Source organism: Mesorhizobium sp. M0077, from assembly GCF_040322955.1.
Classification (GTDB): domain Bacteria; phylum Pseudomonadota; class Alphaproteobacteria; order Rhizobiales; family Rhizobiaceae; genus Mesorhizobium.
This window is the reverse complement of record NZ_JAMYUL010000007.1, coordinates 225,150-247,326: the sequence shown is the minus strand read 5'-3', so window position 1 is coordinate 247,326 and position 22,177 is coordinate 225,150. Positions and strand designations below refer to the sequence as shown.

Sequence of the window (22,177 nt, the reverse complement as noted above, 5' to 3'; positions counted from 1 at the left end):
GCCGGATGCCTGGAAGCCAACTCCATCAGCTCCGGTAATCGCCATTGATGGCGACATATTCCTTGGTGAGGTCGCAGGTCCACACCGTCGCCTTGCCGCGGCCGATACCGATATCGGCGCGGATGCGGATGTCGTCGCGCTTCATATAGGCCGAGGTCGCCTCCTCGGAGTAGCCCGGGTCGCGTTCGCCCTCATGCGCCAGACGGTTGTCGCCGAACCAGATCGACAGAAGGTCGCGATCGGCCGGCTCGCCGGCCTTGCCGACGGCCATGACGACGCGGCCCCAATTGGCGTCCTCGCCGGCAACCGCCGTCTTGACCAGCGGCGAATTGGCGATGGACAGCGCGATGCGCTTGGCCGAGCGCGCCGATTTGGCGCCGGTAACGGTGACTTCGACCTGCTTGCGGGCGCCCTCGCCGTCGCGCACCACTTGCAGCGCCAGCGATTTGAGCACCTTGCCCAGCGCGCGGCGGAAGGCGCCGAGACGCGCATCCTTGGGATCGCTGATGGCGGGCGCGCCGCGCTTGGCGGCGGCTCCGGTGGCGAACAACAGCAGCGTGTCGCTGGTCGAGGTGTCGCTGTCGACGGTGACGGCGTTGAAGGTCTTGGCCGTGCCGCGCGACAACAAGTCCTGCAGCACGGGGGCGGCGATCGGCGCATCGGTGGCGATGAAGGACAGCATAGTCGCCATATCGGGCGCGATCATGCCGGCGCCCTTGGAGATGCCATTGATGATGACGTCGGTGTCGCCGAGCTTGACCGTCGCTGTCGCCACTTTCGGATAGGTGTCGGTGGTCATGATGGCCTTTGCCGCCTCGGCCCACAGATCCGGCTTGCCGTCCTTGACCAGTCCGGCGAGCAAATGGCTGAATTTGGTGGTGTCGAGCGGCTCGCCGATCACCCCGGTGGAGGCGAGGAACACTTCGCCTGGCGTGCAACCTGCGGCCTTGGCCGCGGCCTCGCCGGTCAGTTGGGTGGAGGCGCGGCCCTTCTTGCCGGTGAAGGCGTTGGCGTTGCCGGAATTGACCACCAGCACCCGCGCCTTGCCGGCGCCAAGGTTTTCGCGGCAGAAGTCGACCGGCGCCGAGGGGCATTTCGATTTCGTGAACACGCCGGCAACCGCTGTGCCGGCATCGAAGACCATGGCCAAGAGGTCGGTACGGTTCTTGTACTTGATCCCGGCCTCGGCGGTGGCGATGCGCACGCCCTCAATGGCAGGCATTTTGGGATATTTCTTCGGCGCGAGCGGCGAAATCGTTGCGGACATTGGAGACCTCGGGCGAGGGACAAACGCTGGGCGAAGGCCGGTTTGCCCGATAGCACGGCCCGGCGCAAGGGCGTTTTCTTGGCCGCCGCTGTCGGCAAGCCACCAGGGATTAAGCTTGCATTTCAAATCCGTTGGCGTCACCGGGGCCTCTGGCGTTATGATATCGGCCATGGGCAGGCTGGTGATCTTGGCGGTGGCGTTTATGGGGCTTTTGCTCCTGAGCGCCGATGCGCAGCCGGAACGGCGGGTGGCGCTGGTCATCGGCAATGGCACCTATGCCGAAGCCGGCACGCTCACCAATCCGGTCAACGATGCCCTCGACATTGCCGGCAAGCTGCGCTCGATCGGCTTCGAGGTCATCGAAGGCAACGACCTCGGCAAGCGCGAACTCGAGCGCAAGATCGGCGAATTTTCCGATGCGCTGGAAGGCGCCGGGGTCGGGCTGTTCTATTATGCCGGCCACGGCCTGCAGGTCGAAGGGCGCAACTACATCGTGCCGGTCGACGCCCGGCTCGACATGCCGGTCAAGCTGCAGCTCGAAGCCGTGCCGATCGACGAAGTCCTCGACATCATGGAGCAGCAGACCAAGGTCAGCCTGGTTTTCCTTGACGCCTGCCGCAACAATCCCTTTGCCCGCAGCCTGAGCCGCACCGCCACCACGCGCTCGGCAACGGCGCTTGCCGGTCTGGCGCAGTTCGATTCGACGCGCGGCTCCTTCATCGCCTTCTCGACGGCGCCAGGCGCTGTCGCCATGGACGGCACCGGGCGCAATTCGCCGTTCGCCGCCGCCCTGCTGCGACACATGGCCGAGCCCGGCCAGAGCATCAACGACATGATGATCGCGGTGCGCCGCGACGTGGTCTCCGAAACCCGCGAGGGACAGCGCCCATGGGAACAGGGTTCGCTGCTCGAACGGTTTGAGTTTGTGCCCGGCGGCGAAACGGTTGCACAGCCGAAGCCCGCCGTCCCCCCGGCGCCCGAAACAAAGGTTGCGGCACTCGAACGGTCTGTAGGCGACGACAAGACCGCAATCGAGAAATTCCTGCGCGACGACTATCTTGCGCCCGATGCCGCGGCGATCGGCGAGACCGTCAAGCGGCTCTATGCGCCTTCCGCCACCATCTTCGGCACGCGCTATGACAGCGACGCCGTCGTCAAGCTCAAGACGGGCTGGTTCGCGCAATTTGCATCCTGGTCGTTCAGTCTCGAGCCCGGCAGCCTCGAGGTGACGCCGCAGGGCGAGAACCGCGCCGAAGCCGTGTTCGCGATGAGCTACGACTATGTGTCGAAAGACAAATCGGCGGCGCGCATGACCGGCAAGGCACGCGTCACGCTTGGGCTGGTGAAGAGCGACGGCCAGTGGCGGATCGCCTCGGAAACCTCGCAAGCGATGAACTGAAAATCCCCGCGCAGGGCGAACGTGAGGCCTGCTTCTACAAGCGCTGGAAACGGGCCGTTTCGTTTGCCTGCCAGCTCACCTATATTGTCGGCGAGATTGTTGGCCAGGATTGCCGGCGAGATTGTTGGCGAGGACAGACATGGGCGAGGATCCGGCGCGCAGATCGATCGGGGCGCGGCGCAACCCAGACAGCGCCGAGGCCATTCTCGAGGCTGCGGAGGCGGTGCTGGTCGAGGCCGGCTATGCCGGCTTCTCCATAGAGGCCGTGGCGCGGCGGGCGCGCGCCGGCAAACCCACGATCTATCGCTGGTGGCCGAGCAAGGCGGCCCTGCTGTTAGAGGTCTACAAGCGGCAAAAGCGTGTCGACGTCCCCGATACCGGCAGTCTCGAAGACGACCTCGTCGGTTTCCTGAGGAACCTCTTCGCGCATTGGCGCGACACATCCTCGGGCAGCGTATTCCGCTCGCTGATCGCCGAGGCCCAGTCGGACGAAGCGGCGGCCGCGGCCCTGACTGGCTATGCCGATGGGCGCGTGTCCCACACCGCTCGGATCATCGAGCGCGCCAAGGCGCGCGGCGAGGTTGCGGCCGATGTCGACGCAGCGCTGGTCGCCGACCTCATCGCTTCCTATGCCTGGAAACACCTTTTGACCAACCGGCTGGACGAAGATGAGGCGACAATCCGTGCCACTGTCCGCTATGTGATGTCAGGCATCTCCCGCAATTGAAAAGGGCGCCGAACGGCGCCCTTTGCATGTTTTTTCGGTGCCGGCCTTACTTGCCGGCTTCCATCGTGTCGACGGCCTTCTTCAGATTGGCGTCGGGGATTTCGACCTTGGCGGCGCCGCGCAGCTGCTTGACCAGTGCGAAATACTTGTCGCGGATCACCGCCTGCTTGGCCTGGTCCTTGACGTCGTCGAAGGCCGGCGGCTGTTTGGTGCGCTTGTCCTCGAGCTTGATGACATGCCAGCCGAATTGCGTTTGCACCGGCTCCTTGGTGTATTTGCCGATTTCGAGCGCAACTGCCGCCTTGTCGAATTCCGGCACCATCTGCCCCGGGCCGAACCAGCCGAGATCACCGCCATTGGTCTTGCCCGAGGGATCGCTGGTATGCTCGTTGGCGAGCTTCTGGAAGTCTGCACCGCCATCGAGCTGCTTGATGATCGCCTCGGCCTCTTCCTTCGTCTTCACGAGGATGTGACGGGCATGAATCTCATTGACCGGCGGCGTGCTGGCGATTTCCTGGTCGTAGCGGGCGCGCACCTCGGCATCGGTAACCTTGTCAACGACGCCCTTCTCGACCATCTCGCCATGCAGCGCGCGCTGCTGCAGGAACGCCATGCGGCGCTGGAATTCGGGATCCTTGTCGAGCCCGGTAGCGACCGCCTGGGCGGCCATGACGCGGATTTCGATGGCCGCCGAAAGGGCGGCGGCGCGGCGCTGCTCGGGTGGCAACTGCGAGAACTGCTGCGACAGCTCGCCCTCGGCAAGCCCAAGGTCCGCCTCGGTCAGCTTCTGGCCATTGACGGTAGCGATAACGGCGTTCGGATCGACGGGGGCTGCCGCCGGCGCTGCTGCGGCATCGGCCGGGGCGGGAGCGGCTTCCTGGGCCATCAGCGGAGACAGCGACAGGGCCGACAGGCCGAAAGCCAAGCCAAGGCTGGCGAGCGACGCACGGCGAAACAGTAAGGACATCAAGATTAACTCCAAGGGGGGATTGGTAGGGCTTGCAGATCAGCCGGATTGTGGCGGAATTTGGCGCTGCCCATAGGGCTAACGCGGCGTTGACATCAGTTGAGCCCCCTCTTATCTGTCCAACGACTTTGCGTCCAGAACCGTTTTCCGGGCGCTTTTTGTGTTTGTCCGCGTTTCACGCGGAATTGATGGGGCCGGCCGGCGCTCATCTCAAAATTGAGAATTCTATCGAAAGGACCATCGGATGGTCAGTCTCGGCGGTCTCGCCCGTAAGGTTTTCGGTTCCTCCAACGATCGTCGCGTAAAATCGACCCGGCCGCGTGTCGAGGCGATCAACGCCATGGAAAACGAGATGCGGGCGCTGTCCGACGCCGAGCTTCAGGCCCGCACGGAAAAATTCCGCCAGGATATCGCCAACGGCGCCACGCTCGATGACCTGCTGGTGCCGGCCTTCGCCACCGTCCGCGAGGCATCCCGCCGCGTGCTCGGCATGCGCCCGTTCGACGTGCAGCTGATCGGCGGCATGGTGCTGCACAATGGCGGCATCGCCGAAATGCGTACCGGCGAGGGCAAGACCCTGGTCGCCACCCTGCCCGTTTATCTCAACGCGCTTGCCGGCAAGGGCGTCCATGTCGTCACCGTCAACGACTACCTTGCCACCCGCGACTCCGAATGGATGGGCCGCGTCTACAAATTCCTCGGCCTCTCGGTCGGCGTCATCGTCCATGGCCTGTCCGACGAGGAACGCCGCGTCGCCTACGCGTCCGATGTTACATATGCCACCAACAACGAGCTCGGCTTCGACTATCTGCGCGACAACATGAAGTATGAGCGCGCGCAGATGGTGCAGCGCGGCCACAATTACGCGATCGTCGACGAAGTCGATTCCATCCTGGTCGACGAGGCGCGCACGCCGCTGATCATTTCCGGTCCGCTCGAGGACCGTTCGGAAATGTACAACACCATCGACGCCTTCATGCTGCAGCTCGGCCCGGCCGACTACGAGATCGACGAGAAGCAGAAGACCTCGATCTTCACCGAGGAAGGCACCGAGAAGCTGGAAAACCTGCTGCGCGCGGCCGGCCTGCTCAAGGGCGAGTCGCTCTATGACGTCGAGAACGTCGCCATCGTCCACCACGTCAACAACGCGCTGAAGGCGCACCGGCTGTTCCAGAAGGACAAGGACTACATCGTCCGCAACGACGAGATCGTCATCATCGACGAATTCACCGGCCGCATGATGCCGGGGCGCCGCTATTCGGAAGGCCTGCACCAGGCTCTCGAAGCCAAGGAGCATGTGGCGATCCAGCCGGAAAACCAGACGCTGGCATCCGTCACCTTCCAGAACTATTTCCGCCTCTACAAGAAGCTGTCCGGCATGACCGGCACGGCGCTGACCGAGGCCGAGGAGTTCGGCAACATTTACGGCCTCGAAGTCACCGAGATCCCGACCAATCTGCCGGTCATCCGCAAGGACGAGGACGACGAGGTCTACCGGACGGTCGAGGAGAAGTACAAGGCGATCGTCAAGGAGATCAAGGAAGCGCGCGCCAAGGGCCAGCCGACGCTGGTCGGCACCACCTCGATCGAGAAATCCGAGCAGCTGGCCGAGCGCCTGCGCAAGGAAGGGTTCAAGGATTTCGAAGTGCTGAACGCCCGCCATCACGAGCGCGAAGCGGCCATCGTCGCCCAGGCCGGCAAGCCCGGCGCCATCACCATCGCCACCAACATGGCGGGACGCGGCACCGACATCAAGCTCGGCGGCAACGCCGAGATGCGCATCGAGGACGAACTGGGGGACATGCCTGTAGGCCCCGAGCGCGAGGCGCGCGAAAAGGAAATCATTGCCGATGTCGAGCGCCTGAAGGAAAAGGCGCTGGCCGCCGGCGGCCTCTACGTGCTCGCCACCGAGCGCCATGAATCGCGCCGCATCGACAACCAGCTCCGCGGCCGCTCCGGCCGCCAGGGCGACCCCGGCCGTTCGAAATTCTTCCTGTCGCTGCAGGACGATCTGATGCGCATCTTCGGCTCCGAGCGCATGGACGGCATGCTGCAGAAGCTTGGCCTCAAGGAAGACGAGGCCATCATCCATCCGTGGATCAACAAGGCGCTGGAAAAGGCGCAGAAGAAGGTCGAAGCGCGCAACTTCGACATCCGCAAGAACCTGTTGAAATACGACGACGTCTCGAACGACCAGCGTAAGGTGGTGTTCGAGCAGCGCATCGAATTGATGGACGGCGAAGGCCTGTCCGAGACGATCGCCGAGATGCGCGAAGGCGTCATCGAGGAGATCGTCACCAAGAACATCCCCGAAAACGCCTATGCCGAGCAGTGGAACGTCGCCGGCCTCAAGGCCGAGGTCGCCGAATTCCTCAATCTCGACCTGCCGGTCGAGGACTGGGTCAAGGAAGAAGGCATTGCCGAGGACGACATCCGCGAGCGCCTGACCAAGGCCGCCGACGCCGCCGCCAAGGAGCGCGCCGAGCGCTTCGGCCCAGACGTGATGAGCTATGTCGAACGCTCGGTGGTGTTGCAGACGCTCGATCATCTGTGGCGCGAGCACATCGTCAACCTCGACCATCTGCGTTCGGTCGTCGGCTTCCGCGGCTACGCCCAGCGCGACCCGCTGCAGGAATACAAGAGCGAGGCGTTCGAGCTGTTCCAGGCGCTGCTCGGCAATCTGCGCCAGGCCGTCACCGCGCAATTGATGCGCGTCGAACTGGTCCGCCAGGCCGCCGAAGCGCCGCCGCCCGAAGCGCCTGAAATGTTCGGCAGCCACATTGACGGCACCACGGGCGAGGACGATTTCGAGGGTGGCGAGACCGCACTTCTGGTCCGCCAGGAGAGCAACGCAATAGTCGCTCCCGAAGACCGCGATCCGAACAACCAGGCGACCTGGGGCAAGATCGGCCGCAACGAAGCCTGCCCCTGCGGCTCCGGCAAGAAATACAAGCACTGCCACGGCGCGTTTGCCTGATTTCAGCGGCTAGGTCGGCGGGACAGCACCCCCCTCCGGCCTGCCGGCCATCTCCCCCTCAAGGGGGGAGATCAGCAGCTTCGGCGCCGTAACTTCTTTCAATTTCGACAATTGGCGAAAGCCACAGTGACAGCCAATCTTCCCCCTTGAGGGGAGATGTCCGGCAGGACAGAGGGGGGTGCGAAGGATCGCGACCTCTCGGTCCAACCCTCGTCAAAACCTCACAACAACCCCGAATCGCGCGCGGTCGCTGTCGCCTCGCCGCGCGACACCGCATCCAGCTTGCCCAGCACCGCCGAGACATGGTGATCGACCGTCTTTGGCGAAATCGTCAATTGCTCGGCGATCCGCTTGTTGGAGAGGCCGCGTTCGATCAGCTGCAGCACCTGCATCTGGCGCAAGGTGAGGCCGGCGAGGTTGGCGCGCGTCGAGCGGCGCGGGCCGCGGGCGATGCCGCCAACGCCGTTCCTGCGCATGATATCGCGCAGGCGCTGGGCCGCCGGCCTTGCCCCCAGGCCGTCGAAAATATCCAATGCCAGACGCTGCCCCTCGTCATCGCCGAGGATGAGCGCCAGTCCGCGCTCGTATGGCGCATTCAATTCGGACCAGAGTGCCGAAGCCGAACGCCAGTCGCCGGTCAGGAGCAGCCGGTATGGTGTCGCCATCTCGGCGGTGTCGCCGGCCGGCATATCGGGAGAGAGCAATGTTCGCCACAGAGCCAGCTCCCCGACATGGGCACGCGAGCGCACCGGCGTTTCGGCGCGGGTGATCAGCGCCAGCGCCTCTTGCCTGTCGGCCAGGCCCAGCCATGCCTGCTCCGCCATCAGCGCTGCGTAAGAGCTCAGCATCTGCAGGTCGCCGCCGCTTCCGACCAGACGCGCCATTTCGGCGAACAGCGGCTCGGCCGAGGGATCGCCGCGCCTCAGGCGCAGTTTCGCCAATGCCAGCAGCGCCGGAAACCGGCCCACGGTCGTTGTCCGCTCATTGTCGATGACATCGCTTGCCGTCGCGGCGGCCTCATCCCATTGGCCCTGACGCAGCTGCACATCGGCCAGCATGCCCCTGAGATAGTCGCGCCAGGTGCCGAGGTCGTTCTCGGTGCAATAGTGGATGCCGCTCTCGAGCACCGGACGCGCCGCGTCGTAGCTCATCTGGGTGATCTCGAAACAGGCGCGGTTGGTGAACGCGCGCGCGGCATGTTCCTGGAAATTGCCCTGGAGCGCAATCTCAAGGCTTTGGTCGAGGCGCAGGCGTCCGGCATCCGGATTGAGCCACTGCTCGACGCAGCCGACATTGTTGAGGGCATGCGAGGCGATGTCGGGACGGTTCATGCGCGCAGCCAGCGCCGCTGCCTTCTCGCCATAGAACAGCGTGTCCTCCACCCTCTCCGAAAGCATCGCCAGATGCGAAAGGTTCGAATAGGCCATGGCGAGTTCGGGACCGGCGGGAGCCGCTTCCAGCATCGCCACCGCCTCGGCGCCGAAGGCGGCGGCCGCCTCGCGGCCATCGGCCATTTCGCTCAGCCGGGAGAGCCATCTCAGGCTGTCGCCCTCCTTCAGCCTGTTGCCGTCTGCCTGATGCAACCGGCGCGCCTCGCCCTGCGCTGCAAGCGCGTCGTCGATCTTGCCGATGAGATGGCACTCGAACGCATGGCTTTCGTAAAGTGCAGCGCGCTCAATCACCGGCAGGCTGTCGGCCTGCTGCAAGGCGATCTCGTAATAGCCGGCGGCATCGCGATGGGCGCCGACGCGCGACGCCTCGCGCGCGGCGATTGGCGCAAGTTCGCGCACCGCCGCCAGATTATGCGCCTCGACCGCATGATGCACCAGGCGGCCTGTGGAGACGTCGCCATTTTCGAGCAGTGCCGCCAGCGCACGCTGGTTGAATTGCCGCCTGTGCGACGTCGTCAGCATCATCTCGATGGCGCGCCGCGCGATGTCGTGCCGGAAGGCGTAGCCGTCGCCCAGATCGTCGAGCAGGCCGTTGGCGACACACTCGGCCAGCTGGCCGGCGCTGGCGACGCCGCACAGGCCCTGCAGAGCCCAGACGTCGGCGCGGCGCGGAAACACCGACACCGCGTCGAGCATTGCGCGGGCGCCTGGCGACAGCCGTTCAGCCCGCGCCAACACGGCGTCGCGCACGCTTGCCGGCAGCGCCATTTCGTTTTCGGCGCACAACAATTCGGTGACGAAGAAGGCATTGCCTGCGGTCGCCCGGTAGATGGCGTCGCCATCGCGGCCGGCCGCATCGGCGAGCGACAGCACGGCCGCCTCGCTGAGCAGCGGCACGTCGATGCGCGCCACGCTGCCGGCCGGGATTTCGCCCAGGGCGCGGCGCACCCGCATCTGTCCTTCGCTGCGGTCGGTGCGGGCCGTCAGCAACAGCAGGATGTGGGTGTTGACGATACGCCGGCCGAGGAAGCGCACGAAATCGAGCGTGGCATCATCGGCCCAGTGCAGGTCTTCGATCACCAGCAGGCTCGGTCCCTTGGCCGCAAAGGCGTCGAGCGCATCGGAAAACAGCGGCAGTCTCTGCCCATGCCGGGCGTCGATTGCGCGCGGCAGCGCCCATTGCGCCTCACGGGCCAGATCGTAAAGCGGCCCCAGCGGATCGGGGATCGACAGATCCTCGCAAGCGCTGCGCAACATTGCCGCGCTCTGCCCGACACGGGCCGCGAACGCCTCGACAATCGCCGTCTTGCCGGCGCCGGCCTCCCCCGCCAGCACCGCGACTCGGCCATGGCCGCCTATTGCATCGCCAAGCAGTGTCTCGAGCTGCTGCAGCTGCGTCTGCCGTTCCAGAAGCATCATTGTCATCGTCTCACAGGATCGGAGTTTTCCCACCATGGCGGGCCGCTCACGATTAGCCCGTGAAGAAAGCGACGCAATGTGACTTTGCACACATTGCCGTGCCTCTTTCCACAAAGAACGACGCCAATATAGGGAATCGTCCCGTCCAATATGGGGAATCGTTCCGATGCGCGGGCCGGGCCGGCGTGGTCAACGTCCAGCCGCGCTCCGATCGAGCGTGAACCAATGGAAAAGGAAGTCTTCCATGCCTCGCTATCTGATTGAACGCACATTTCCGGACGGCCTCAACATTCCGATGACCGACATCGGCGCCACTGCGGTCGGCGGGGTCGTCATGCGCAATGCCGAAAAGGGCGTCACCTGGATCCAGTCCTTCGTCACGCCCGACAAGAAGCACAGCTTCTGCATCTACGACGCGCCGACGCCCGAAGCTATCCGCAGCACCGCTCAGAAAAACTCGCTGCCGGTCGACAAGATCACGGAGGTGCGGGTTCTTGACCCTTACTTTTACCTCTGATCCTGCGTTCGGTCGCCACGATGATGAGCATCAAACTGTCCTTCGCGGCCGTGGCGAACTGCCTGATGGCCTGCCGCTCGGTGGAATCGGGCCTGTCCTGGGAAAGACCGGCCGGCCAACCTCCGTGCTCGGCCGTCTATGGCGGTTCGCGTCGAAGCTGCCTGCGTATCTGTCTGAAAGGCGGCGCTTGCCCCCGGAAGGCGGCTATCTGAGGCGCGACATCGGGCTATCGGAGCGGGACGTCCCGCAGGAATATTGGCAATATTACTTTTGGGATCGTTGATTTTGCACGGTTTTTAATGGCTGCGGCCAAAGCCCGGCAGCGGAAGCCGCATCGCATGAACCGGGACGGACAAACCAAATCCTAAACCAACGCCGCAGGCGTTTCGGCATCGGCCGCCGTCGCCTCAAGCGTCAACAAACGAACGGAAGACCATGACCAAAATGCTTTGGACGACACGCTTCGCGGCTTTCGCCGCCATCTCGATCGCGGCGGGTGCGGCCGCCCAGGCGCACGACGCCAACCCGTTGGCCGAAAAGGTGCGCGCAGCCAACAGCCGCTTCGAAAATGTGGCAGCCGCCACCGCCGAAGGCTATGCCCCCATCCCTTGCGCCAGCGGCATCACCGGCGGCGCCATGGGCATCCACTATGTCAACGGCGCCTATCTCAAGGACGATGCCGTCGATGTCGCCAAGCCCGAAGCGGTGATGTACGAGCCGACGGCCGACGGCAGCCTGAAGCTGATAGCGGTCGAATACATCACCTCGAAAGGCCCGGCCTCGCTCGAAGGCCAGCTGTTCAACTTCAACAGCGCCCCCAATCGCTACGGCCTCGGCCCGTTCTACGAACTGCACGTCTGGGCATGGAAACAGAACCCGACGGGCGCCTTCGCCGACATGAACCCGAACGTGTCGTGCGACGCCATGAAGGGGATGTAACGCCTCACATGTGACACCTCGGGCACCGGACATCCGGTGCCTGGCCATCCCCCTTGGCGGGGGAGGGGCGAGCGCAACGCCGACCGGCTCCCCAGTCTTCCCCGGCGTTCGCTCGCCCTTTTGTTTCCTCCGACTCGCCAAGCCCGAGACAGCGATGCCCGAGCCGACGACAACCCAGGGCTGGCGTATCCGTTTCTACGCCGCCTTCAGCCGCACCATTTCGGCCTCGAACTCGAACTTCAGCTGCGCGGCTTCTTCTTCCGGCAGCCAGAGCACCATCTGGGGCACGATCTTGCGGTAGAGCCGGACACTGTCCTGATCCAGGGCAGCGTTTCCACGCTTCGCGCCTCGGCGATAAGCCTATGCAATCGCGCGCGTACCCGGCCAGGATCGCCATGATAATAAACAGTCAGCGCAACAGCTCGGACTGTTCTTCGGCGCCAAAAAGATCGAGTTGATTTCTTGCCATGTCCACGGATGTAACGGGTCGATTCTGGGCCGAACTCTGCCTCATCCCGTTTTCATGAAGCGACCACCCGTAACCGGCGTATCCCCTGTTCCTGACGCAGCCTGTCAGTTGACAGCTTCGCGCCGGCTGCCAGCCGGGCTTTGTTATTGCCCACTCCCCACCTGGGGGGAGATGGTCGGTAGGCCAGAGGAGGGCACTGTCCGGCCCAGCGTATCAATATTTCCTAAGCTGCCTTGAGCCGTTCCCATTCCTGGTCAAACTGGAAGCAGTACTGCGCTGCCTCCTCGTCAGACAGCAGCCCGGCCATCTGTGGAAAGATTGTCCGGTAGAGGCTCTGCTTGGACCAATCCCAAGGCATCGACTTTGCCGCCCTCGCTTCGGCAAGAATGCGCTCTAGTCGCCGCCGCACTTTATCCGGATCGGGCTGCCACACGGGCTGCGTGAGTTCGGTCCCGAACAGGTCGCCCTGCGAGTCGACATTACCGAATAGGTCAGGTTCGCTTTGCTTTGTCATGGCGCCTCGAATCACCCCGATCATGACAAAGCTTGGTGGACGATGCGAGTGGCGTCGCCAGCTTATCCCCGGTTGGGAAAAGCCTGTGCATAAGCAGTATCAATGCGCGCTATCTGCTCATTCGTGAAGGCCAACGCGTCGGCGATACGCCCGACTTGGTTGATTTCGTCGAGTGATAGCATTCGCTCTTTGCGCGATTTCAGATATTTGTCGATCACTTGATAGCCGCCAATATGGAAATTCCACACCGCCTCCGGCACAGGCGCAAAACTCTGTGTTTTATTAATTGAAATGCGCTCATCTTCCGCCGACCAACGCACATGCTCAACCTCGTTAGCCCCTTTGCCGTGATAGTTTGCTAGGCTCCGCCGAGGCAGATCATGAAGCAGATGTGCCTGCACCAAGGCCCACCCAAGCAGAGACAGCACCTCGAAATCTTTTGCCTTCTCGGCAAAAGGAATGCGTGGGAAATCAATGCGAAGAAACGCAGCATAATGCGACCGGTAAGCTGGCGCGTGCAGAACCGCATAGATGTAGCCGAGAATTTCTTCCGGCGAATAGTGGTGGTCGTACCCCCTGTCGAGGAAAGCGCGGAAATCGGGGGAGAGGTTCTCTGACTTGGTTCCAGTTACATCATACAGCCATAGCGGAAACGCGTAGTTCGCCTCGCTTGAGGCATCCGAGACGGTGCAATCATTCGCGGGCGTTTCGACGACGAGCGAGTGTCGCCAGCTGCCGGTTCCAATTTGACGAGAAACCAGCAATTGAAGATTTTGCTGCCAAGCCACATGGTCGAGCAGTTCCCTTCGGGGATAGTCCATGAACTCTGGACCAAAATAACATGGTCGGTCATCAAAGGGTCGAAAGGCGCAATCGATGATGGGACGTTCCGGATTTTCCGCTTTCTGTAATGATTCGCGTGCGTTTTTGAGCTGCCAGTCCCGGTTGTCTTTGAGGAAATACAGATCCCTGAGAACCTGATCTGATTTGCTTGTGTCGCACATATCTCGGACGCGAGACAGCATCTCTTGGCGATCAAACGCCACGGCGAAATGGTCCCTATGAGTTTGAAATCCTAGCAGTTCGCAGAGAAGATTTGCCTTTTATCGGATGCAGCGCTCAGGCTATCCGCGATCTGCCACCATTGCCCGTATTCTTCCCATCCAGTCCAGTCGACCGCTGAGAGCATGAAGTAGGGAGAGAACGGTTTAGGTCGCGACCATTCGATCGTGGAGATCTCTGCCTCGGCACACTCCTGATATTTGGACAGCCGGCTTCCCCAGATGTCCGTATGCCATACCCCTTGCTCAGCATCCTTCTTTTTAACTAACAGCGCGATCGCCACGCCTTTCTGAATATCAAAGACGTTTTCATTCTCTTTGCCCTCTGGCACCAGCTCCTTGGGCTTAGTACTGCCGTGGAGATCGACCAAATATATCTGGTCGAAGCTGCGCAACAGACTTTGGCGCATACCGCGAAATGTCGGATTGTCCAACCATGAGTGATTGGTGATAATTCCGACGACCCCTTCTTCGACCTCGTCCATTTTCAACTGAGCAAACCGAATGAATTTGACATAGTCGTCATTCAGCCATTTCGGATTCTTTTCCCCCAGCGGCTTTTTCACATCACTAAAGACCGGATTTCCGTCCGCGTCCGTCTCCGTTTGCACACGACCGAAGGTGTATTTATAGCCGTCAATAGCAGTTGTGATCCACTTTCCCTTATTCTTTGAATGGCCTGCATAAGGCGGGTTGCCAAGGATCACGAGGATCGGCTTCTCCTTAACGGTCTGCGCTTCCCTCACCTCGTTCGACAGCTCCGGTAAGAAGGCGCTTTTTTGCGGCTCAACAGGCTCCAACGTGTTGGTTAAGAACACCTGTAGCCGTTCATTTTCTGTCAGCGGATGGCCTTTGTCCTTGAGATACTGCGAAAGCTTCAAATGGGCGATCGTATAGGGCGCGATTAGGTACTCAAATCCGTAGAGATTCTTGAGCATGTGCTCGCGCACCACAGCATCCGCCTTGCCTGTCTCCGGCCCGCCTATGTTGTCGAAGATGCGTTGCATCACTTCGAGCAGGAAAGTGCCCGTTCCTGCCGCAAAATCTAACACCGTCACCTTCTTGTGGTCGGCAAGTCCGTCGGCGATTTGAAACTGATTTTTTAGGATGTCGTCTACAGCCCGCACAATGAAGTTAACCACCGGTGGTGGCGTATAGTAAACGCCACGTGCCTTGCGTGTCTCCTTGTCATAGGCTCTCAGAAAGTCTTCATAGAAATAGATGAACGGATCGCGCTCGAAGAGCCGGTGCTCTTCTTCGTCCCCGGCACGGATCTTGCGACTGATCGCCTTGCGCTGGCGGAACGACAGGTCTTCGCGAATGTTAGCTATGGCGAGGCCGTTGACGATCGATAGAATCTCGTCGACCACCCATTTCGCCTCATCATATTCGGTCTCCTGCATCTCCTCCAAAAATCGGACTAGTTCGCGGATCAGTCGAAAAGATCCGGGAATGAAGCGGCGCACGTTGTCGAGCCGGATGATTTCGTCGTCGCTCGCGTTCAACTTTGCGAGAAAGAGACCGTAAGCAAGCATCTGCGCGAACGCGTCGGCGAACTCGGTAACTGTTAGCTCATGGAAGACCTGCTCGCGAAAAACGTCGTAGAGTCCATGTAGTCTCCCTTCTTTGTGCACTTTTGTCTGTCGAACCAGTTCCTCTGTCAGGTAGTCGCGAAGCAGCTTCGATCGGGTCGCTAGAGCGACCGCCAGTTGCTGTGCCCTTTGCAAACCCTGCGGGGGAGAGGAGAAGAATGCCGCGAGCAGCTTTGACACCGCTTCGGCCTTGTCCGGGTTAACTTGGATCGTGCGGCTTTCGATGTCGTTAGGAAAGGCCAGCGACTGGCGGTCTAGTATCTTGCCGGCACCGTCAATGCGGATGAAATGGAAATAGTCGGTGACGACGATATTGTCCGATAGCTTGCGATACTTGACGATTTGGTCGGACTTCAAAATCTTGTCCAGGTTTGCGCCAATCTCTTTCACCTCGACATATCCAAGGATCATGCCTTGCCGCTTCACTTTGAAATCTGGTGAGCCCTTGTCGGCGTCTCGTTTCGGCTCGTGTTGCACTTCAATGCCGGGCGCCATCGCGTCCACAGCGAATGTATTAAGAAAGTTTTCAAGCGCGGCTCGCCCGGTATGTTCCGTTCCGCCATCGCGGTAGTTGGCCGCCAGCGCCTTCAAATACCTATCGAAACGAATGTCCATGCGCTCCCCCTATTCTAGCAATGAACCCGTAACTGATGTTCTAAGCAAGCGTCGACAAGAAATCGTTGGCCTTTCGTCCGCTCCGGCGGACCGCCTCTCCGCCCACCCTTTCTTAATGTGTCTCCGCTACATCGAAACCTTGAAAAGAGGCGGAAAACGGAGAGACATCGGGGTGCGCTTTTCCGCGGCGACGACGGCCGGGCGGTTCTTGCCGCAGCGCTTGGCGCTGCGCATGGGGCCTCTGCTTGGCCGCATCGATGCGGTGCTGTTCACCGCCGACGAGCGCGGCGAAGCCGGTCGCATGTCGCTGATCGCCTTTGCCATCCGCATCGTCAGCGCCGTCATCGCCTTCATCAGCCAGGTGCTGATGGCGCGCTGGATGGGCTCGTTCGAATACGGCATCTTCGTCCTCGTCTGGGTGACGATGGTCATCGTCGGCAACCTTGCTTGCCTCGGCTTCCACACCTCGGTCATCCGCTTCATCCCCGAATACCGCGAACGCAACATGATGGCCGAGCTGCGCGGCATCGTGGTCGCCAGCCGCCTGTTCGTGCTGATTGCCTCGACCGCGATCGCCGGACTTGGCGCACTGGGCGTCTGGCTGTGCGCGAACTGGATCGAGAGCTACTATGTGATGCCCTTCATCCTCGGCCTGTTCTGCCTGCCGATGATCGCCATGGGCGACCTGCTGCAAGGCCAGTCACGCGCCAATTCCTGGGCGTTGTTTGCGCTGTCGCCGACCTATCTGGTGCGGCCGGTGCTGATCCTGGCGCTGATGGCGCTGATGCTGGCGCTGGGCTATGCGCCCGACGCCAGGACAGCGATCTTCGCCTCGATCGCCGCCACCTACGCCACCACGCTCGGCCAGCTCATCGGCGTGACCACGCGCATGGGCAGGAATATCCCGCCCGGGCCGATGAAGGTGCATTTCGGCGAGTGGTTCATCGTCTCGCTGCCGATCTTCCTGGTCGAGAGCTTCTTCTTCCTGCTCACCAACGCCGACGTGCTGATGGTCGGCGCCTATCTCCAGCCCAATGACGTCGCCGTCTATTTCACCACCGTCAAGACGCTGGCGCTGGTGCATTTCGTCTATTTCTCCGTCAAGGCCGGCGTTGCCCAGCGCTATGCGCAGTTCACCCATGGCGAACCGGAAAAGCTCGCCGCCTTCGCCCGCGAGACGGTGTCATGGACGTTCTGGCCGTCGCTGCTGATGGCGCTGCTGGTGCTGGCGCTCGGCGAACCGATGCTGGTGCTGTTCGGCCCCGAATTCACCGCCGGCTATCCGCTGCTGTTCCTGCTGGTGTTCGGCGTCGTGGCGCGCGCCGCCGTCGGCCCGTGCGAAAGCCTGTTGACGATGAGCGGCAACCAGAACATCTGCGCCGCCGTCTATGCCATGACGCTGGCCTTCAACATCGGCCTCAACGTGGTGCTGATCCCGCTCTTTGGCCTGTGGGGGGCGGCGATCGCCACCAGCCTCGCCATGGTCTTCGAGGCCAGCGCCCTGTCCTTCACCGTCTGGCGCAAGCTCGGCATCGTCATGCTGATCTTCGTGCCCGCTGCCGAGGGAGCCGCCTGATGGCCGCCATCCCGCTGATCGAGGAAACCAGCGGCGGTCCGGCCGGCGCCATGGTGTCCGGCCTTGCCGGCCTGGCGCGCGACGCCGATCCGGCGCATCTCGAGATCCTCGCCAACAACCGGCCGCTGCGCAAGCTGGCGATCTATCCGGCTTCGGCCGGCTTCGAACTGGTCGAGGAACTCGACTATCTGTGCACCCGCACGATCGAGCCCAACGTCTTCTTCAACCCGCGCTTTCTGGCGCCGGCCATGCCCCGGCTGGAAGATCGCGAGGTCAAGCTGGCGGTGATCCGCGACGGCGACGAATACCGCAACCGGCTGCGCCTGCTGGTGCCGTTCTCGGTCGAACGGCCGGCCGTGCCGCTCGGCGTTCCGGTGATGCGCACCTGGTCGAGCCCGTTCGGCCCGATCGGCACGCCGCTGGTCGACCATGACGACCCGATCGGCGTCGTCGAGGATTTCTTCGGCATGCTGTCGCGGCCGCATCTCAAGCTGCCGAAGGTCTTCGTGCTGCCCGACATGCGGCTCGACGGCGCGTTGGCCAGCGTGCTTGCCACCGTTGCCGAGACGCGCGGCCTGACAATGGTCACCACCGGCAAGGCGGACCGGCCGGTGCTCGAAAGCACCCTCGACGGCGAGGCGTATCTGAAAGCATCGCTGCGCGCGCACCACTACCGCGAATTCCGCCGCCTGAAACGGCGCCTGGGGGATCTCGGCAGGCTGGAGCATGTCGTGGCGCGGGGACCGGACGAAATCCGCCACGCCATCGAAAATTTCCTGACGCTGGAGGCGGCCGGCTGGAAGGGCCGCGAGCGCACCGCCATGGCCATCGACCGCTACCGCGCCGCCTTTGCCCGCGAAGCCGTGCACCGGCTGGCCGAGCACGACATGTGCCGCATCCATTCGCTGACGCTGGACGGCCGCACGATCGCCTGCCTGGTCGTCTTCGTCGAGGCCGGCGTCGCCTACACCTGGAAGACCGCTTATGACGAGACGCTGGCGACCTATTCGCCGGGCACGCTGCTGATGATCGAGGTGACCAGGCAGCATCTCGACGACCCCAACATCATGATGACGGATTCCTGCGCCGTGCCCGACCACCCGGTGATGAGCCGGCTGTGGAGCGAGCGCAAGCCGATGGGCTCGCTGGTGATCGGACTGACGCCGGATGCCGACCGCCTCGCCCGCCAGGCCGCCTCGCAGCTGCATCTCTACCGCGAGACCCGCAACATGGCCCGCCTGCTGCGCAACCGCGTGAAGAGTTTGCTGGGACGGCGATAGAGCCGATGGCCTGCGCATTGTTATAGTGGCGGAGCGCGACCGGGCTTCTTGATCTGAGACTTTGTAGTAATCGCGGCAGCTGGCGGTTCCGGTTTTTGGACCGGCGGGAGGGGGGCTGGAATTGGGGGGCTATCGGGCGCCTTGGGAGCGCTGGTGCCGACTTTGACCAACATGGCAGAAATCTTCCACTGCCGGTCGATAGGAGCGAAAACAAGTTCGAAGTTTAGCTGCATCGCGGCAGAGGGAAAAAACCCTGCCATATGCAGCATGCCGTTGGATTCGATTTGCGGCATCAACGTCAATTGCGGCTCGAGCACGGCTACACCGCTGAGATCAAGCCCTTCGTTGCGCTGCTTCGCGAAAATCTCACCCAGCCGAGCAGGGTTGTTGGCTTGAAAGTCCGGGGCGCCAAGCTCACGCAGCACGGAATAATTTCCGGTCCTGTTTGCATGGTCGAGTGCCAGCAATGTGGACCTGACCAAGATCAGGACGCCATTGTGGTCGATGTCCGCCGGTTTTGGGGCGTCGGACACCTTGGACGCCGAACGACCATCCTTCTTAGCCTGTGCGTGGGCGGGAAGCACTTGCAGGCAGCAGACGGCCATGACCAAGGCCAGCCACGTCAATCGGCGCATTTTTCACACCCTCCGGCCAAGGCCGCCGGCTCTTGCTCCATCCTCGGCGCTTGCAGGCAGGCGCTAAAACTCGCCGGCTAGACCGAGGCGGAAACCATGGCTGGTTCCACCGCCATAGGCATAACCCGCGGTGAACGCGAAAGGTTCATCGAAGTCGAGGCGATGAGCGAGCGAGCCACCGAACGCCGTTTCACCCTTGAAATAACCGACATTGCCGGCCCAGCTCGTGCGGCCCGGAACGGACGGCATTGGGGCAGTTGTCATTGCTATTGCCGCTGCGATGCCCTGACGGGCCTCGGTGCGATTCTCGGAAATCTCCGTCCCTAGTTCAGAGAAGCCGCTCTCCAGCGCGCCGACTCGTCCGTCGAGCGATGCGATATCGCTGGTGTTTGTCGTCACACGCGTATCGAGCGACGCGAGCATGGTGTCGTGTCCGGCAAGCCGGCCGTCTTGCTCCGTATCCTTCGCTTCCGTCTGCGTGATCCGCGTCTCGTGATTGGCGAGGGTGGTGTCCTGCTGGACGTTTTTGGTCTCGACGCCGGTGAGCCGAGTATCTTGCTGCGTGTTCTTGGCTTCGACATCGTCTAGTCGGCCATCCTGCTCAATGTTCTTTGCTGAAGCGTCGCCGACGACGCCGTCAACATAATCCTTGTTGGCCGCATCCGTTCCTGCCGTCGGGGTGCCGACGTTCGTTACGATGTTGCCACCCATATCAACCGCTCCACCGAAGGTCGCCGCACCCGTCGCCGCGTCGAAATTAATTTGGCTGCCGTTGGGGCCAATAGTGATACCCGGTGCGGGCACAAAATAATCGTCGGAGTCCGAACAATCGTCGTTTATTGTGGTGCCGATCACGCCGGCAAAGCTGCAGATCGTGTTCTCTGGATCTCCCGCGTCACCACCGAAGACGACCTGTGCCGAAGCTGGCGCTACCGAAGAAAGCATGAGAATGAGAAAAAACACTGACAGCGAGGCCACTACGCAGCCAAATCGGCTCTCGTGAGAAGCTTTGCAAGTTGAGTCCATCACGCCCTCCACCACCATTCCCTGCGTAAAGGTGATCGGCGGCCCAAGGTTGAGTCAATCGTCAATAGCGGTTTTCCTCCCGAATCCAGGCCCAGCTCGGCGACATGGCGTTCTCGATGTTGCTCCTGAGCAACAACTTATGCGGTCATTAGCAGGCAGTGTGTCAACCTGTGTGCAAGGTGGACGAGGAGATCCGAGGACGTTCGCAACGTGAGGTAATGATGGAAGCCATGCAATATTGCGAGCGAAATTGAGCGCTTCGGCGGCAGTCCGGACGTGGGCAATCTCAGTGCAGACGGCAGACAGCTTTGACTGTCCGGCCGCTTCGATGGCGGCGCTGTAGCGCGGTCAAGGCATCCGACGCGCCAAAGCAGGCTGATATTGACCGAAACGGATTTTGATCTTGGTTGCTATCGAGCCGCTTGTGCTCGCGATACAGGTCACCAATGACTGCGCCAACCGCGCGGGGAGCCTGAGAAAAGCCACTGGATCAACGGCAAGACACCAGCTATGGCTCCGGCGGCAATTTCGGCCGGCCTTCACGACAAGCCATCCTGATGATCAGAACCTTTTTGCGTCACGCCGGTCCCCGTGCGGCCTTTTTGCTGCTTGCGCTGCTGCCTGTCCGCGCCTGGGCCGATAGCTGTCCCGAGGATTGCAGCGAGCCCGCGCCGTCCATCAACATCTACAGCCACACCGCCGCCAGCCATCTCAGCCCGGCCACGCTGGGTGCACTGCCGCGCGTCTATGTGCCGAACCGCTCCTCCAACAGCGTCACGGTGATCGACACCATGACACTCAAGGAAGTCGACAGGTTCCCGGTCGGCAGCAAACCGCAGCACGTCGTGCCGTCCTGGGACCTGAAGACGCTCTGGGTCGCCAACAATGGCACCGGCAAGAACGGCAGCCTCACGCCGATCGACCCGATGACCGGCAAGCCCGGCCCGCAGATCGCCGTGGACGATCCCTACAATTTGTATTTCATGCCGGGCGCGGCCATCGTCGTCGACGAAGCCCTGGAGCGGCTCGATTTCCGCGATCCTCACACCATGGCGCTGAAGTCGGCCCTGCCGACGCCCACTTGTCCCGGCATCAACCACGCCGATTTCTCCGTCGACGGCGCCTACGCGATCTTCACCTGCGAATACGGCAATGGCGGGTTGGCCAAGATCGACCTGAAGAACCAGAAGGTGCTTGGCCATCTCGACTTCTCGAAAATGGGCATGCCGCAGGACATCCGCCTCTCGCCCGACGGCAAGGTTTTTTACGTCGCCGACATGATGAATGACGGCGTGTTCCTCGTCGATGGCGACAATTTCAAGGAGATCGGCTTCATCCCGACCGGCATCGGCGCCCATGGCTTCGTCGTCAGCCGCGACGGCAAGCGGCTCTATGTCTCGAACCGGGGCTCGCACAAGATGGAGCAGGGCCAGGCAAAGGGACCGGGCAGCGTGACGGTGATCGACTTCGCTACCCGCGCGGTCGTCACGCAATGGCCGATCCCCGGCGGCGGCAGCCCCGACATGGGCAACGTCAGCGCCGACGGCAAACAACTATGGCTGTCCGGCCGCTTCGACAGTGCCGCCTACATGATCGACACGACATCAGGCGCGGTGACCAAGTTTCGGGTTGGCTCAGAGCCGCACGGCCTGACGGTGTGGCCACAGACGGGGCGGTATTCGCAAGGGCATACGGGGAATATGCGCTAAGTCCGCGTTCGAGGCGCGCTCGAACGCAAGGGGTCGCAAAGGGCGACCGCTCGTCGGCCCGGAACGAGCAGGGGCTTTCCTTGGAAACCGCGAAGCT

Annotated in this window: 16 protein-coding genes; 8 read left to right on the top strand and 8 right to left on the bottom strand. The window is 62.2% G+C overall.

Annotation, left to right across the window (positions count from 1 at the left end; translation table 11 throughout):
- Window positions 1-25 precede the first annotated feature (25 nt).
- Window positions 26-1,267 carry a bifunctional glutamate N-acetyltransferase/amino-acid acetyltransferase ArgJ gene (argJ, locus tag NKJ57_RS16755; RefSeq protein WP_352511793.1) on the bottom strand — a complete coding sequence of 414 codons (1,242 nt, stop codon included), beginning with the start codon at window positions 1,265-1,267 and terminating at the stop codon, window positions 26-28.
- Between the two features lie 169 nt (window positions 1,268-1,436).
- On the opposite strand from argJ, the gene NKJ57_RS16750 reads away from it, so the two are divergent.
- Window positions 1,437-2,666 carry a caspase family protein gene (locus tag NKJ57_RS16750; RefSeq protein WP_352511794.1) on the top strand — a complete coding sequence of 410 codons (1,230 nt, stop codon included), beginning with the start codon at window positions 1,437-1,439 and terminating at the stop codon, window positions 2,664-2,666.
- 139 nt (window positions 2,667-2,805) lie between these two features.
- Window positions 2,806-3,393 carry a TetR/AcrR family transcriptional regulator gene (locus NKJ57_RS16745; protein ID WP_023704295.1) on the top strand — a complete coding sequence of 196 codons (588 nt, stop codon included), beginning with the start codon at window positions 2,806-2,808 and terminating at the stop codon, window positions 3,391-3,393.
- A gap of 46 nt (window positions 3,394-3,439) precedes the next feature.
- Here NKJ57_RS16745 and NKJ57_RS16740 read toward each other — a convergent pair whose 3' ends face one another.
- A complete protein-coding gene (locus NKJ57_RS16740; protein ID WP_023686683.1) occupies window positions 3,440-4,360 on the bottom strand; it encodes a peptidylprolyl isomerase in 921 nt (306 codons plus the stop codon).
- 244 nt (window positions 4,361-4,604) lie between these two features.
- On the opposite strand from NKJ57_RS16740, the gene secA reads away from it, so the two are divergent.
- On the top strand, window positions 4,605-7,337 hold the full coding sequence (gene secA / locus NKJ57_RS16735; protein ID WP_352511795.1) for a preprotein translocase subunit SecA: 2,733 nt from the start codon (window positions 4,605-4,607) through the stop codon (window positions 7,335-7,337).
- 221 nt (window positions 7,338-7,558) lie between these two features.
- Here secA and NKJ57_RS16730 read toward each other — a convergent pair whose 3' ends face one another.
- Entirely contained in the window at window positions 7,559-10,147 is a 2,589-nt protein-coding gene (locus tag NKJ57_RS16730; protein ID WP_352511796.1) for a helix-turn-helix transcriptional regulator, read from the bottom strand.
- A 244-nt stretch (window positions 10,148-10,391) separates the two neighbouring features.
- On the opposite strand from NKJ57_RS16730, the gene NKJ57_RS16725 reads away from it, so the two are divergent.
- Together NKJ57_RS16725 and NKJ57_RS16720 are read left to right on the top strand one after the other, a co-directional pair.
- Window positions 10,392-10,664, top strand: a complete 273-nt coding sequence (locus tag NKJ57_RS16725; RefSeq protein WP_023685308.1) for a DUF4242 domain-containing protein — start codon at window positions 10,392-10,394, stop codon at window positions 10,662-10,664.
- Window positions 10,665-11,099: 435 nt separating this feature from the next.
- On the top strand, window positions 11,100-11,603 hold the full coding sequence (locus NKJ57_RS16720) for a hypothetical protein (protein ID WP_023686685.1): 504 nt from the start codon (window positions 11,100-11,102) through the stop codon (window positions 11,601-11,603).
- Window positions 11,604-12,295: 692 nt separating this feature from the next.
- Here the strand turns inward: NKJ57_RS16720 and NKJ57_RS16715 are convergent.
- The 3 genes from NKJ57_RS16715 to NKJ57_RS16705 form a co-directional block, all read right to left on the bottom strand.
- Window positions 12,296-12,586, bottom strand: a complete 291-nt coding sequence (locus tag NKJ57_RS16715) for a hypothetical protein (RefSeq protein WP_156932561.1) — start codon at window positions 12,584-12,586, stop codon at window positions 12,296-12,298.
- Window positions 12,587-12,648: 62 nt separating this feature from the next.
- Window positions 12,649-13,632: a type ISP restriction/modification enzyme gene (locus tag NKJ57_RS16710; protein ID WP_352511797.1), complete on the bottom strand. Its 984-nt coding sequence runs from the start codon at window positions 13,630-13,632 to the stop codon at window positions 12,649-12,651.
- 29 nt (window positions 13,633-13,661) lie between these two features.
- Window positions 13,662-15,854 carry an N-6 DNA methylase gene (locus NKJ57_RS16705; protein ID WP_352511799.1) on the bottom strand — a complete coding sequence of 731 codons (2,193 nt, stop codon included), beginning with the start codon at window positions 15,852-15,854 and terminating at the stop codon, window positions 13,662-13,664.
- A gap of 172 nt (window positions 15,855-16,026) precedes the next feature.
- Between NKJ57_RS16705 and NKJ57_RS16700 the strand changes: the two genes are divergently transcribed.
- Together NKJ57_RS16700 and NKJ57_RS16695 are read left to right on the top strand one after the other, a co-directional pair.
- On the top strand, window positions 16,027-17,430 hold the full coding sequence (locus tag NKJ57_RS16700; RefSeq protein ID WP_352511800.1) for a lipopolysaccharide biosynthesis protein: 1,404 nt from the start codon (window positions 16,027-16,029) through the stop codon (window positions 17,428-17,430).
- A complete protein-coding gene (locus NKJ57_RS16695; protein ID WP_352511801.1) occupies window positions 17,430-18,710 on the top strand; it encodes a GNAT family N-acetyltransferase in 1,281 nt (426 codons plus the stop codon). The genes NKJ57_RS16700 and NKJ57_RS16695 overlap by 1 nt, the downstream gene beginning before the upstream one ends.
- Before the next feature lie 20 nt (window positions 18,711-18,730).
- On the opposite strand, the gene NKJ57_RS16690 is transcribed toward NKJ57_RS16695, so the two are convergent.
- Together NKJ57_RS16690 and NKJ57_RS16685 are read right to left on the bottom strand one after the other, a co-directional pair.
- Entirely contained in the window at window positions 18,731-19,345 is a 615-nt protein-coding gene (locus NKJ57_RS16690) for a hypothetical protein (protein WP_050589749.1), read from the bottom strand.
- A gap of 63 nt (window positions 19,346-19,408) precedes the next feature.
- On the bottom strand, window positions 19,409-20,323 hold the full coding sequence (locus tag NKJ57_RS16685; RefSeq protein WP_023735178.1) for a hypothetical protein: 915 nt from the start codon (window positions 20,321-20,323) through the stop codon (window positions 19,409-19,411).
- 605 nt (window positions 20,324-20,928) lie between these two features.
- Between NKJ57_RS16685 and NKJ57_RS16680 the strand changes: the two genes are divergently transcribed.
- Window positions 20,929-22,080 carry a YncE family protein gene (locus NKJ57_RS16680; protein WP_352511802.1) on the top strand — a complete coding sequence of 384 codons (1,152 nt, stop codon included), beginning with the start codon at window positions 20,929-20,931 and terminating at the stop codon, window positions 22,078-22,080.
- Window positions 22,081-22,177: the final 97 nt, after the last annotated feature.

Excerpts from the sequence above, each read along its gene's own strand:
- argJ (WP_352511793.1), bottom strand. The coding sequence starts at position 1,267 with ATGTCCGCAACGATTTCGCCGCTCGCGCCGAAGAAATATCCCAAAATG.
- NKJ57_RS16750 (WP_352511794.1), top strand. The coding sequence starts at position 1,437 with ATGGGCAGGCTGGTGATCTTGGCGGTGGCGTTTATGGGGCTTTTGCTC.
- NKJ57_RS16745 (WP_023704295.1), top strand. The coding sequence starts at position 2,806 with ATGGGCGAGGATCCGGCGCGCAGATCGATCGGGGCGCGGCGCAACCCA.
- NKJ57_RS16740 (WP_023686683.1), bottom strand. The coding sequence starts at position 4,360 with ATGTCCTTACTGTTTCGCCGTGCGTCGCTCGCCAGCCTTGGCTTGGCT.
- secA (WP_352511795.1), top strand. The coding sequence starts at position 4,605 with ATGGTCAGTCTCGGCGGTCTCGCCCGTAAGGTTTTCGGTTCCTCCAAC.
- NKJ57_RS16730 (WP_352511796.1), bottom strand. The coding sequence starts at position 10,147 with ATGATGCTTCTGGAACGGCAGACGCAGCTGCAGCAGCTCGAGACACTG.
- NKJ57_RS16725 (WP_023685308.1), top strand. The coding sequence starts at position 10,392 with ATGCCTCGCTATCTGATTGAACGCACATTTCCGGACGGCCTCAACATT.
- NKJ57_RS16720 (WP_023686685.1), top strand. The coding sequence starts at position 11,100 with ATGACCAAAATGCTTTGGACGACACGCTTCGCGGCTTTCGCCGCCATC.
- NKJ57_RS16715 (WP_156932561.1), bottom strand. The coding sequence starts at position 12,586 with ATGACAAAGCAAAGCGAACCTGACCTATTCGGTAATGTCGACTCGCAG.
- NKJ57_RS16705 (WP_352511799.1), bottom strand. The coding sequence starts at position 15,854 with ATGGACATTCGTTTCGATAGGTATTTGAAGGCGCTGGCGGCCAACTAC.
- NKJ57_RS16695 (WP_352511801.1), top strand. The coding sequence starts at position 17,430 with ATGGCCGCCATCCCGCTGATCGAGGAAACCAGCGGCGGTCCGGCCGGC.
- NKJ57_RS16690 (WP_050589749.1), bottom strand. The coding sequence starts at position 19,345 with ATGCGCCGATTGACGTGGCTGGCCTTGGTCATGGCCGTCTGCTGCCTG.
- NKJ57_RS16680 (WP_352511802.1), top strand. The coding sequence starts at position 20,929 with ATGATCAGAACCTTTTTGCGTCACGCCGGTCCCCGTGCGGCCTTTTTG.